This is a genomic window from Nocardia sp. 852002-51101_SCH5132738 (genome assembly GCF_001665695.1).
GTDB classification, from domain to species: Bacteria; Actinomycetota; Actinomycetes; order Mycobacteriales; family Mycobacteriaceae; genus Nocardia; species Nocardia nova.
Genome location: NZ_LZML01000148.1, coordinates 146,040 through 158,835, shown reverse-complemented (window position 1 = coordinate 158,835; position 12,796 = coordinate 146,040). Strand labels below are relative to the sequence as shown.

At 68.2% G+C, this 12,796-nt stretch carries 11 protein-coding genes and 1 pseudogene; 4 read left to right on the top strand and 8 right to left on the bottom strand.

Features of this window, described 5'->3' with window-relative positions; translation table 11 throughout:
- Nucleotides 1-789, top strand: a pseudogene (locus A5789_RS38020) (hypothetical protein); the annotation flags it as partial.
- A gap of 58 nt (nt 790-847) precedes the next feature.
- Complete coding sequence (locus tag A5789_RS22475; RefSeq protein ID WP_063017548.1) at nt 848-1,081, top strand: hypothetical protein; 234 nt, start codon at nt 848-850, stop codon at nt 1,079-1,081.
- 88 nt (nt 1,082-1,169) lie between these two features.
- Here the strand turns inward: A5789_RS22475 and A5789_RS22470 are convergent, their stop codons facing one another.
- Nucleotides 1,170-1,907, bottom strand: a complete 738-nt coding sequence (locus A5789_RS22470; protein ID WP_307617971.1) for a thioredoxin domain-containing protein — start codon at nt 1,905-1,907, stop codon at nt 1,170-1,172.
- Between the two features lie 75 nt (nt 1,908-1,982).
- A complete protein-coding gene (locus tag A5789_RS22465; RefSeq protein WP_063017546.1) occupies nt 1,983-2,579 on the bottom strand; it encodes a TetR/AcrR family transcriptional regulator in 597 nt (198 codons plus the stop codon).
- 94 nt (nt 2,580-2,673) lie between these two features.
- Here A5789_RS22465 and A5789_RS22460 point away from each other — a divergent pair, with 94 nt between their 5' ends.
- Entirely contained in the window at nt 2,674-3,501 is an 828-nt protein-coding gene (locus A5789_RS22460) for an SDR family oxidoreductase (RefSeq protein ID WP_227462753.1), read from the top strand.
- 80 nt (nt 3,502-3,581) lie between these two features.
- Nucleotides 3,582-4,607 (top strand): hypothetical protein, encoded by a 1,026-nt coding sequence (locus A5789_RS22455; protein WP_064904430.1) that lies wholly within the window; start codon nt 3,582-3,584, stop codon nt 4,605-4,607.
- 107 nt (nt 4,608-4,714) lie between these two features.
- Here A5789_RS22455 and A5789_RS22450 read toward each other — a convergent pair whose 3' ends face one another.
- From A5789_RS22450 to A5789_RS22425, 6 genes are all read right to left on the bottom strand, one after another.
- Entirely contained in the window at nt 4,715-5,416 is a 702-nt protein-coding gene (locus tag A5789_RS22450; RefSeq protein ID WP_064904416.1) for a hypothetical protein, read from the bottom strand.
- Between the two features lie 168 nt (nt 5,417-5,584).
- Nucleotides 5,585-6,766: a S9 family peptidase gene (locus tag A5789_RS22445; RefSeq protein WP_064904414.1), complete on the bottom strand. Its 1,182-nt coding sequence runs from the start codon at nt 6,764-6,766 to the stop codon at nt 5,585-5,587.
- Nucleotides 6,767-6,890: 124 nt separating this feature from the next.
- Entirely contained in the window at nt 6,891-8,105 is a 1,215-nt protein-coding gene (locus tag A5789_RS22440; protein WP_193615479.1) for an MFS transporter, read from the bottom strand.
- 14 nt (nt 8,106-8,119) lie between these two features.
- Complete coding sequence (pgm, locus tag A5789_RS22435) at nt 8,120-9,775, bottom strand: phosphoglucomutase (alpha-D-glucose-1,6-bisphosphate-dependent) (RefSeq protein ID WP_064904428.1); 1,656 nt, start codon at nt 9,773-9,775, stop codon at nt 8,120-8,122.
- Nucleotides 9,776-9,822: 47 nt separating this feature from the next.
- On the bottom strand, nt 9,823-10,224 hold the full coding sequence (locus tag A5789_RS22430; protein ID WP_081879496.1) for a DUF190 domain-containing protein: 402 nt from the start codon (nt 10,222-10,224) through the stop codon (nt 9,823-9,825).
- Between the two features lie 1,029 nt (nt 10,225-11,253).
- Nucleotides 11,254-12,771: an MFS transporter gene (locus A5789_RS22425; protein ID WP_030515554.1), complete on the bottom strand. Its 1,518-nt coding sequence runs from the start codon at nt 12,769-12,771 to the stop codon at nt 11,254-11,256.
- Nucleotides 12,772-12,796: the final 25 nt, after the last annotated feature.

Here is a 12,796-nt window from a genome sequence, read left to right as displayed (position 1 = left end):
CGCCGCGCGGACGCACTCGTCGCCCTCGCCGAGGGCGCGGAGCGACTCGATTGCGCCTGCGGACGGGGAAAGCGCTGCACCGCAACAGGTTCCGAATCATCCGCATCGAATGTCCCACGCAGGTCCGGGCGAGCCCGGACTCGCCGCCCGCTGATCCAGGTCGGTGTCAGCGCCGAAGCCCTGAGCGGGGAGAGCGAGGAGCCCGCCTATCTGGCGGGCTACGGGCCGATCGACGCGGAACTTGCTCGGCGGATCGCCGAACGGGGTGAATCGGTCACCATCGCCGAATCCGCCCTCCGAATCGACGGACTGTGCGCATTCCCGGGCTGCGTAATGGTCGCGGTGGCAACCGATATGCCCGTGCCGGAGGGGAGCACGGGCACTACCGATGCGGATCGGTCCGGCGATACCGTCCACGGCTCGAGACATCGGCGTGGCGCCCCCGGACGGTTCACGTTGTGTCCCCATCATTCCCGCTTGGCGCTGCTCACCGTGCAGCACAAGACTCGCTGGGAGGTGCGGCGGCTCGATGCGGACCGGCTGCGGTGGACGAGCCCGACCGGGGATGTGCACACCACGGTCGACGAGATAGGCCGTTATCTGTTTCCGCACCGGGATTCCGAAACGCCCGTCGTCGGTTCCGGCCCGGTCACCACATCCGTTGCAGCAGCGCCTGTTTCGACACTCGACCCGGGCTACCCGATCGGAGAACACGCTCTGGTGCATCGACGACTCGCGGAGGGCACTCCGGAGGACTGTCTCCTGTCCGGTGAAAGTTACCGCCGCTGAACAACTTTCGTTCCACTACTACTGCCCACCCCAGTGATCGGAGGACACCGCGAACACCATGACTTGCCAGGATCGTCCACCCGCGCCGACCGTTATCGACGCCGGTGTGGAACGGGAACGGATCGCCGCGCTCGAGAAGTTGCGGCTCCGGCTGGAATCCGAACTCGACCGGACGGCCGCGGGCGCCGGATATGCCGCCATGGCGGGACAATTGCGTGACACCGTGAACGCGATCGCGGACGCCCGCAATCGCATCTACGAGGTGCTGCTCGGCGACGACGAAATCTGTTGAACGCCGGCTCTACGACTCCGGCCCGGGCGGTTGGGGATACCGTCCGGGCCGGGACCTCGACCAGCGCGACATCGCCGCGCGACTGCGATCAGCTCACGAGCTTGGTGACCCAATCCGAATTTTCCACATCGACATTCTTACCGCCGTCGAGCACGGTGGGTGTCTGCACCTGACCGACCGCATCCTTCAACGCCGCCAGCGACGACTGGGCGTGGTTGCGCGCGGAATCCACCCGGTCGCCCTTGGCGATACAGGACTGCACCTCCGCTGACGCACCGGAATCCTTGGCGATCGCGGCCAATTCATCGTTGGTCAGATTGCCGCCGTCCTCACTGGGCTGCTTCGTGGTGAACAGCGCCATGTGGAACTTCGAAAACACCGGTCCGTCACCGGCATCGGCCACACATTCGCTCGCGGCCACCGCGCGGGTCGAATAGTCCTTACTGCTGGACTTGGGATCCAGGAAGTTCACGAACCGATAGCGCACCGCGAGCTTTCCCTGGTCGATCGCTTTGGCGATCTGCTGTCCGTAGTAATGCTCGAGCGCCCCGCAGGACGGGCACATCGGATCCTCGAACATATCGATGGTCTTCGCGGCCGAAGTCTTACCGAGCACGATCGCGCCGTCGGAATCCAGTAGTGCCTGGACCGCCGGATCGTGCGCGGCGCCGTAACCGTCCTCCTGCACCGTCAGACCATGGTCGCTGTTCCAGCGCACGACGAGCACCACGATCACCGCGACCACGACCAGAGCCACCGCACCCAGTGCGTAGGTGGTGCGGTTCGACATCGGTCGCGGGGTGTATTTCGAATCCGAGGAATTCACGGCGTCCACTCTGCCAAAACCGGTCCGTCGCCGGAATCCGGCCGTCAGATTTCCCGGCAACCGGATTTCACCCGCCTACGCCCGCGGTTCCTCCGCCTCGCTCGCGGGCACGCCGACCAGCCCGTAGAGGACCAATTCCTCGAGCGACCGGGCGAAACCCTCCGTATCGTCGATATCCCGGATACACATGGCGAACAAGGCGGCACCGGCGATCATGTCCAGCACCGTGTCGGAGTCGATTCCGCCACGCACGGCCCCGGAATCGAGATACCGCGCGAGTTCGCGCCGGGTCGGCGTATCCAGTCGTGCCGAAAGTTTCTGGTACAGACCGGAATCCGCTCGCATCTCGGTCATCAACCCGGGCATCGCCTCGCGCGCGGGCCGGGCCCCGAAGAGGTGAATCGTGCCCCGGATAACCGTGCGGATCTCCTCGATCAGATCGCTCGCCTCGTCCTCGCCGCCCACATCCGGAAAGACCGCTCGCGCGATCAGATGCGCCTTCGACGGCCAGCGCCGGTAGATGGCGGGCCGGCTCACCCCGGCCCGGGTGGCGATCGCATCGATCGAGACGGCGGCATAGCCGCGTTCCACCAGCAGCTCGCGTGCGGCCTCGAGGACCGCTCGATCCACCTCCGGATCGCGATGCGGACCGAGTCGATGGCGAGCGTTCACGACACAACCGTCCTTGTCAGCGCGAGCATCAGTCGTTACAGTCTGTCACATCTGAGTCGTTACATTCTGTAACTGCTGAATCCGAGGAGAAGTCGTGTCCACTACCGACCAGCCGATCGCCACCGCGGATACGTACCGGCCACTCCCCCTGCTCGAGGGCAAGGTTGTCGTGCTGTCGGGTGTCGGCCCGGGCCTGGGCCGCGCACTGGGCGCCGAGGCCGCCCGGATGGGCGCGGATCTGGTGCTGGTCAGCCGCACCGAACGCCGGCTGGAGAAGATGGCCGAGGTGGTGCGGTCCCACGGCCGCAAGGCACTGGTGGTGCCCACCGACATCACCGACGAGGAGCAGCGGCGGGCGCTGGTGGACCGCGCCCTCGCCGAATTCGGCCGGGTGGACTGCCTGATCAACAACGCCTTCGCGATCCCGCCGATGGAACCGATCACCGGCATCGAACTGGACGCCTTGCGGACCGCGAACGAGACCAATGTCTTCGCGCCACTGCGGCTTTCGACGCTGTTCGCCGATGCGCTGGCCGCGACACGCGGCTCGATCATCATGCTCAATTCCTGTGTGAGCTTCGATTCCGAGCCGATCTACGCCGGCTACAAGCTGTCGAAAGGCACACTCGCTCATTTGGCCTCGTCGCTGGCGACCGAATTGGGCCCGCGCGGCATCCGGGTCAACAGTGTCGCGCCCTCCTACATCTACGAGGACGTGAACAAGGCCTACTTCGACTGGCTCGCCGCCCAGGACGGCGTCACCCATGAGGAGATCTACCGGCGCAAGGCCGAGCCGACCGACCTCAAACGCCTCGCCTCCCCCGAAGAGGTGGCCCGCGCCGCCCTGTTCCTGGCCACCGACCTCGCCTCCGCCGTGACGGGCCAGATTCTCACCGTCGACTGCGGCGAATACCACAACTGAAATACTCACAGCTGCAAGGAGTTCCGGTGACCTACGCGAAGAAGCGAATCGTCCTCTGGGGTACCGGTGTGGTGGGCTCCATGGTGCTCGCCGAGATCATCCGCCATCCGCTCTTCGAACTCGTAGGCGTCGGCGTCAGCAACGCGGACAAGGTCGGGCGCGACGCCGGACTGCTGTGCGGGGGTGGTGAAACCGGCATCCGGGCCACGGAATCGGTGGAGGAACTGATCGCACTGCGCCCGGATGCGGTGGTGCATTACGGGCCGACCGCACAGTTCGCCGACGAGAACATCCGGGTCATCGGGTCGTTCCTGCGGGCGGGAATCGACGTGTGCTCCACCGCGATGACACCGTGGGTGTGGCCGGATATGGCGCAGACCCCCGCCGCCTGGCGCGATCCGATCACCGAGGCCTGCGCGGCGGGCGGCGCGTCCTGCTTCACCACCGGTATCGATCCCGGCTTCGCCAACGACCTGTTCCCGATGACTCTGCTGGGCCTGTGTGGCGAGGTGGAGTCGGTACGCGCCTCGGAGCTACTCGACTACACCGCCTACGAAGGCGATTACGAGGTCGAGATGGGCATCGGGCGGCCGCCGGAATTCCAGGCCATGCTGGAGATCCCCGATCTGCTGATCATGGCCTGGGGCGCCACCGTGCCGATGATCGCGACCGCCGTGGGCATCGAACTCGACGCCGTCACCACCACCTGGGAGAAATGGGTGACACCCGTGGATCGCCCGTCCGCGAAGGGCGTCGTCGCGGCCGGCAACGTCGCCGCCATCCGGTTCACCATCAACGGCGTCTACCACGGCCGCGAGGTCATCACCCTCGAACACGTCAACCGCATCGGCACCGACGCGGCTCCCGACTGGCCCGCCGGCACGAAGGACGATGTGTATCGGGTCGATATCGTCGGCTCGCCGTCCATTTCTCAGGAGACGTCCTTCCGGTTCACCGACGGATCCGGGCGCACGCCCGCCGTGGCGGGATGTCTCGCCACCGGAATGCGTGCCCTGAATGCCGTCCCCGCGGTCAACGCCCTGCCACCCGGCTGGGTGACGCCGCTCGACCTGCCTCTCGTTCCGGGAGTCGGCACCATCCGCTGACCTGCCGAAAGATGCTCTCCCTCAGCATTTTTCACAGCACAGCGCCGAACTCGCACCGGATGCCGCGTGGCCGCCGGCGCGAGTTCGGCGCCGATACAACACAATTCTCACTTCGCCGGCTGGCCCTTCGGGACGAACGGCTCGTTGACGGTGGTGAAGTACTGGACGACCGAGGCGACGGCCACCGGGGCCGCGACCAGCAAGGCGCCGGCGAAGGCACCGACTCCCGCCCCCACGGCGATACCGGCCAAGCAGCCCGCCAGGGGGCCCGCGCCGAACAGCGCCGCCAGAATCCCGGTGACGACGGCCCCGACCAGCGCTCCGCCCACACATCCGGCGATACCACCGATCGCGGTGCCGACCGCAGCGCCACCGGCCGCGGCGGTCGTAATCTGCAGTGCCGCACGGGAAAACGCCGCCTGCTCCCGCTCGTAGCGGGTGCGCCACGGCGCCTCGTCCTCGAAGGGCAGCGCGACCGGGGTCAGAGTGGCGGTGTGGTCACGAATCGACGCCTCCACCGGATAGTCGACGTCGTCGACGCGAATCGTCAGCGGGATTCCGGCCAGCACCACACCGGAGGCGGATCTGATCCGGAAGATCCCGTCCGAGACGTCCATCGAGCCGGAATCGGTGGTGATCTCCGCTGCGCCACCGGTATTCACGGCCCGGTAGTGCACAGCGTCGTCGGGCACCGTACCGCTCGGCGCCGCGGCATCCGACGGGACAGGACCGGCCGTGGCGTATGCGGACGAAGCGGTGACGGTCGCGATGGCGAGCGTGGTGCCGGCTATCCAGCGTTGAGCCCTCATCGGTTCTCCTCTCGAAACTCACCGTGGCACTGCGGAATTGCCGAACGAGGCCGACGGTGATGCGCAAACAACATGCATATGGAACATGTCACAGTGCATGGAGTCGCGGTCTCGGGCTCTCATTCAGCGGGACCCGGTCGATGCGAGCTATCTGCGGCACAGCGAGATTCAGCGCCCGCAGGTGGCGGGCGTCGACTCGCCCGCCATCACCCGCGCCACGAAATCCTGGGCGTCGGCCAGAGACGCGGACACACTGCCGCGATGATCCTGGCCGGCGTAGACCCGGTAATCGACGTGCACTCCCCTGCCGCACAAGCTTTTCACCAGCGCGTCGGTCCCCGGTTGCGCGACGGCGGCATCGGCCGTGCCCTGCGCGATCAATGTCGGGACGGTCGGCGTCACGCGGCTGGGGTCCTGCGCGTCCAGATAGCGGGTCAGCGGTCCGACGTCCGCGTTCGGCGCGAAGACCTGGGCCGGCGGCACCGATGGCACCGCGCGGATCTGGGCGAGGCATCCGGTCCGCGCGGCCGTGAGCAGCGGCGCGGCCTGTGGCGTCACCAATGCGTCCGGATCGATGGCCGGTTCGGCGGCATGGGCCCCCAGCAGAATCACCGGCAGGAAAGCCTCGGCGGCTTCGGCGCCGGGGCGATTCGATCGCAGGTAGTCGACGGTGCCGCTGAGCCCCACCCCGCCGGGCGCGATCGACACCGCACCCTTCAGCTCCAACTCGGGCGCCCGCTCGGCCCCGGCCTGCGCGGTGAACAAGGCCGCCTGTCCGCCCTGGCTGTGCCCGGCGACCACCCAGCGTTTCCCGATCGAGGGATCCAGCGCCCGGGCCGCGCGCACGATGTCGACGACCGTATCGGCCTCGCTCGTGCCGTTGATGTACGGATGCCCGCCGGGTGTACCGAGCCCCTCGTAGTCGGTCTGGACCACCGCGTAGCCCTTGGCGATCCAGGCGTCGAGGACCCGGTTCACCGGCCCCAGGTAATCGTGGTCCGGGCCGTCCGCGGTGTCGGCGGAAGGGGCACAGGTGTCGGCGTAACCGGTGGTGCCGTGCGCCCAGCTGAGCACCGGCCAGCCGTCCTTCGGCGGCGCTCCCGCGGGCACCGCGACGGTGCCCGACACCACGATCGGCTGCCCGTGCGCATCGTCGGAGACATAGGTGATCAGGCGAGTGCTCGCCGCGCCGGACAGAGCGGCGCCATTCGTCAGCGGCCGCGCGGTCAGCAACTGCCCCGCGCGCAGGGCGGCAGGGGCGGCTGGATCGGTATCGGACGCCCCGGAGCAGGCGGCGGCCAGCAATCCCACTGCCAGGGCACCGACGCCGATCCGAGCCGATTTACGCATGCGACGAGCCGGCACAATGATCTCCGATCTGTGGATCCAGTAGGTCGGCCACAGGGTAGGGCGGTCGCGGCGATCGAAAGCCGATGCTCCCGCCAGGTAGGACCGCGCGGCCGAGTGGCGGAAATCAGTCGACGGTCGCGGTGACCGGATGCCGCCGCAGCGGCTCTCGCACCACCGTCCATCCGGCCGCGGCCACCACCAGCAGCGCACCGGTCACCGCGAGCGCGAATCCGAACGATGCCCGCTGTGCCAGCCACCCGATCGCGATCGGGCCCACCACGGTGCCCAGATCGGCGGCCATCTGAAATCCGGCCAGCACCGGGCCGCCGCGCGCCCGCGGGCCGATCACATCGGCGACGGCGGCCTGCTGCGCGGGTATGTACATTCCCGAGCCCAGACCGGCCACGAACGAGGCCCCCAGCAGCCACACCAGATTCGGCGCAAGCCCCAGCGCGATCGTGCCCGTCGCGCACACGAGGGTGCCGGCGATCAGGAAGGGTCTGCGCCCCCACCGATCCGACATCCGGCCGGAGGCGAACAGCACCGCGGCGTTTCCCGCGGCGAAAACCGTCAACGCCACCCCGGCCACTCCCGGGGACTCGCCGAGCACCTCCACCACCAGCAGCGGAACCAGCGCCATCCGCACCCCGAACACCGCCGCGCCGTTGGCGAAATTGGACCACAGCACCGCGCGGTACACCGGATCCCCCAGTGCGCGGCCGAAACTCACCACCGGCATGGGCTCCGCGCCCACCGGTTCGGCCAGCTGCGATCCGCGCAGCTTCCAGAACACCACCGCACTCGCCGCCAGCAGGGCCACCGCGTAGATCGCGAACGGGGCGCGCAATCTCAGCCCGCTCAGCGCACCGCCGAGCAGCGGACCGGCCAGCGAGCCGATCAGGAAACTGGTGGACCACAACCCCGAGACCCGCCCGCGTTCGCCGGGCGGCGACAACCGGATGACCAGCCCCAGCGAGGACACCGTGAACATGGTGGATCCGATTCCACCCAGCGAACGCAGCACGATCAGCTGCCAATAGGTCTGCGCCAGCGCGCACGCGCCCGTGGACAGGGCCACGATCAGCAGACCTGTCAGATACAGCGCGCGCTCACCGAATCGCTGGACCAGCCGCCCGCTCACCGGCGCGAACAGCAGGCGCATCAGCGCGAAACTGCTCACGATCGCCGAGGCGGCCGCGACGCCGACGCCGAAGCTGCGCGCGAACTGCGGCAATGCCGGTGCGACCAGCCCGAATCCGAGGGCGATGATGAATGCCGCGCCGATCAGCACCCAGGTCTCGGCGGGCAGCCGGGAACCGGCACAGTAACTATCGCTCACCACATTTCCGCGAATCAGTCGACCGCGGGCTCCTCGATGCCGAGTGCGCGTCCGACCACTTCCTCCGCCGCCGCCTGCACCCGAGTCAGATGTTCGGGCCCCTCGAAGGATTCGGCGTAGATCTTGTACTTGTCCTCGGTGCCCGACGGACGCGCCGCGAACCACGCGTTCTCGGTGGTCACCTTCACCCCGCCCAGCGCCGCGCCGTTGCCGCGGGCGCGGGTCTGCACCGACAGCACCGATTCCCCCGCGATTTCGGTGGTGGCGATGTCGTCCGGCGTCAGCGCGGCCAGCCGCCGCTTCTGCTCGGCATTCGCGACGGCATCGATGCGAGCGTAAGCCGGTGTGCCGTAACGCTTTTCGAGTTCGGCATAGCGCGCCGACGGACTCTGGCCGGTGACCGCGGTGATCTCGGCGGCCAGCAGTGCCAGCAGGATGCCGTCCTTGTCCGTGGTCCACACCGTGCCGTCGTGGCGCAGGAACGAGGCTCCGGCGCTCTCCTCGCCACCGAAAGCCAGGGAACCACTGAACAATCCGGGGACGAACCATTTGAAGCCGACCGGCACCTCGTGGGTCTGCCGGCCCAGCACGCCCACCACCCGATCGATCATCGAGGAGGTCACCGCGGTCTTGCCGATCTTGGTCAGCGCGTCCCACCCCATCCGGTTCGCGACCAGATATTCGATCGCCACCGCCAGGAAGTGGTTCGGATTCATCAATCCCGCATCGGGTGTCACGATGCCGTGCCGGTCGGCGTCGGCGTCGTTGCCGGTGGAGATGTCGTAGTCGTCGCGGATCGCCACCAGCGAGGCCATCGCATAGCGCGAGGACGGATCCATCCGGATCTTGCCGTCGCTGTCGAGGGTCATGAACCGCCAGGTCGGGTCGACGAACGGATTGACCACCTCGAGTTCGAGGTCGTAGCGCTGGCCGATCTCCTCCCAGTAGTCGACGCTGGCCCCGCCCATCGGATCCGCGCCCAGCCGGATTCCGGCGCCGCGCACGGCGTCCAGATTCAACACGTTCGGCAGATCGGCGATGTACTGATCGAGGTAGTCGTAGCGCTGCACACCGGTGGCCAGCGCGTGCTGCAGCGTGGTGCGTTTGATCCCGGCCAGCCCGCCGCGCAGCAGTTCGTTGGCGCGGTCGGCGATGGCGTCGGTCGCGACGGTGTCGGCCGGGCCGCCGTGCGGCGGGTTGTATTTGAAACCGCCGTCGCGGGGCGGATTGTGCGAGGGCGTGACCACGATGCCGTCGGCCTGATGGCGGGTGCCGCCCCGATTGTGGCGCAGCACAGCGTGACTGAGCGCCGGAGTGGGCGTGTAGCGCCCGCGGCTGTCGATCACGGCGGTCACGTCGTTGGCGGCCAGCACCTCCAGCGCGGTGGTCCACGCCGGTTCCGAGAGCGCGTGGGTGTCGCGAGCCAGATATACCGGGCCGGTGATACCGCGGGTGGCGCGATACTCGACGATCGCCTGTGTGATGGCGAGGATATGCGCCTCGTTGAACGCACAATCGAGGCTCGAACCGCGGTGTCCGGAGGTACCGAATGCCACCTGCTGCGCGGGTTCGGCAGGATCGGGGATGCGGCTGTAGTACGCCGTCACCAGATGCGGCAGATCCTCGAGATCGCCGGCCCGCGCCGGTCGGCCGGCTCGATCGTGGGCCATGCTCGGGCCTCCCTTCCTCGGCACCTGCGCCCGGCTCGTCATCACAATCACGGCGACACCCCGCCCGACTGCCACACCTGGACCGCGGACAGGGTCACGGTCCCGGATTCGAAGAGTTCGGCGTTGGCCACCACGAAATCGCGCAGCAGCTGCGAATCGTCGATGATCATCACCATCACGGGCAGGTTCTCGGCGAGATCCAGCATGCGGGTGGTGTGGATGCGCGAGGAGACGCCGTAGCCCTCCATACCGCGCCAGACGCTGGCCCCGGCCAGGCCGCTGTCGCGAGCCCGCCGCACGATCTCGTGATAGCGGGGCCGATGCTTGTAGTGGTCGTCCTCACCCAGCAGCACCGTCAAGCGGGCCGCGGACCGCCAGCGTGGATCCGGCTGCCACGCATCGGCTTCGGTGACGATCTGCATCGCGGACTCGTCCGGTGCTTCACTCATCGCCAACCCCCTGTCGTCGTGCCGTACCAGTTGTCCGTTCTGCCGCGCCGCGCGCTGTCACCACCGTCCGCCCGTCCATCCGAGCGGCGGACCCGCCACACCCGATCCGTGCAGTCTAGAACGTCGTCCGATCGGGCGGAGCAGCGGTCGCATATGCCACAGAGAGCTGTCCAGACTAACGGATTCGCTTGCGACGAGCAAAAACTCGTGCGCAGGACACTCGGCCCCTCCGGCGTGTCCATCACCGTGGCGCCGGTCCGCGAACCCACCTGGTGCACCTCCCTGCCCGACCGAATGTGTGGAGCCATGCTAACTGTCAGCGACCGAGCCGCGGCCCGCATCCGGGTCACGCGGGCTCGCCGCACCGGCTGTGCGCCCGCGACCGGCCGAGGTCCGGGGCGACGGATTCGCCCTGCCCTGTTCGGCTCGTGCCCGCCGGCCGGCGGGCCGCACAGGGCTCGATGCCACTCACCCCGAACCGCTTCACCAGCACCGCCCTGTCGCTAGCCATCGGTTTGCTCACGGCGCCACGGAGAGTAACAACCGAATTCGCACCGGTCTCTGCCCGGATGGACGCCGGCGCATCGCGGCCCCGTCCACGGCGGCAGCCGCCGAACGGCGTTCGGGCGCGTCCCTCTCGTATCGGCACCTGCCGATCCTGGGACTCAGGGCACGAGGTGCGGCTCGTCGACGCACCGCCGATCGGCCTACTTCGGTCGCGCCCACCACCACCGGCGGCCGGGGCAAGCGTGCGAACAGCACGCGGCGGCGGATACGAACCACGCGAGAACCACGACATCGCGGTATTCCGTGCCGGTGCCGCCTTCGCGTTCGGCGAACCGTTCACCGGGTTTCGCACCTGACGCCTCGCCCGCGCCCCCGCACTGCCACCCGCACCACCATCGGAACCCGCACCACAGCCGGCATCGGCATCGACCGATACATGACGGTGCCCCGGACTCCACGAGTCCGGGGCACCGCCCCTATTCGATTGTCCCGCAGCGTTCTACGCGGCCGCAGGTGCCGAACTCAGTGCGCCAGCACCGGCTCGCCCTCGGCCGGGGCCGGTGCGGTGCTGGGCATCAGCACCGCCGCGAGGACCGCGCCGACCACGAAAATCGCTGTCGCCCACCAGAAGCTGGTGGTGTAGCTCTTGATCAGCGATTCGGCGACCGCGAGCTGGCTGGGCTGGCGGCCCGACAGGTAGTTCGCCGCCGCCGAGGACGCGATGGTGCTCAGCAACGCGGTGCCGATCGAACCACCGACCTGCTGGCTGGTGTTCACCATCGCCGATGCCACACCGGCATCCTCGTGGTGCACGCCGGCGGTCGAGCCCTGGAAGGCGGTCGACATGGCGCCACCGAGACCCAGGCCCAGCAGAATCAGCGCCGGGAGGATGTGCGAGGCGTAGCCGGTGTCCAGTCCGATGCGGGTCAGCCACGCCATCCCGGCGGCCGCGACCAGGAAGCCCGCGGCGACGGTGATCTTCGGTCCGATCTTGGGCAGCAGCAGCGAGGGCACGGTGGTCGAGGAGGCGATCATCGCCGCGATCATCGGCAGGAACGCGACGCCGGTCATGATCGGCGAGTACTTCAGCGTCAGCTGCATGTAGTAGGTCAGGAACAGGAAGATCGCGAACATCCCGATACCCATGACGAAGACCGTCATGTAGGAACCGGCCCGGGTGCGGTCGAGCAGGATCCGCAGCGGCAGCAGCGGATGCTCGACCCGGGTCTGGAGCCACGCGAACACACCCAGCAGCACCGTGCCGCCGATGAGGAAGGCCAGGGTGAGCCCGTTGGACCAGCCGTGCGATTCCGCGTGCGAGAAGCCGTAGACGATGCCGAACAGGGCGGCACTGACCGTGACCGTGCCCGGGATGTCGAGCTTGGGCCGGTGCTCGGCGGTGTGCTTGGCCAGCAGCAGCACGGCGCCGACCAGCGCGACGGCGGCGAAGATCAGGTTGACGTACATCACCCAGCGCCACGAGGCCCATTCGGTGAGCGCGCCACCTAGCAGCAGGCCGAGCGCACCACCGGTACCGGCGACGGCGCCGAAGATGCCGAAGGCCTTGGCCCGCTCCGACGGTTCGGTGAAGGTCACCGTCAGCAGCGACAGCGCGGCGGGCGCGAGCAGTGCGCCGAACACGCCCTGGGCGACGCGAGCCACGACGAGCATTTCGAATCCGTTGGCGGCGCCACCGACCGCGGAGGCGACCGCGAAGCCGACCAATCCGATGATGAAGGTCGTACGCCTGCCGAACAGGTCGCTCAGCCGGCCACCCAGCAGCAGCAGGCTGCCGAAGGCGAGGGCATAACCGGTGACCACCCACTGGCGGTCGGCATTGGAGAAGCCGAGGTCCAACTGCGCCTCGGGAAGTGCGATATTCACCACGGTCGCGTCCAGCACGACCATCAGCTGGGCGACGCCGAGTACGGCGAGCACCCACCAGCGCATTGCGTGCGAGCCACGGCGGCCCGCGGAGCCGGAGGACTGCCTCGACGGCAGGTCCGACCGGCTCTTTTCGAGATCGATCGCGGAAGTCATGGGTCCCCTTGTCCGACGACGGTTG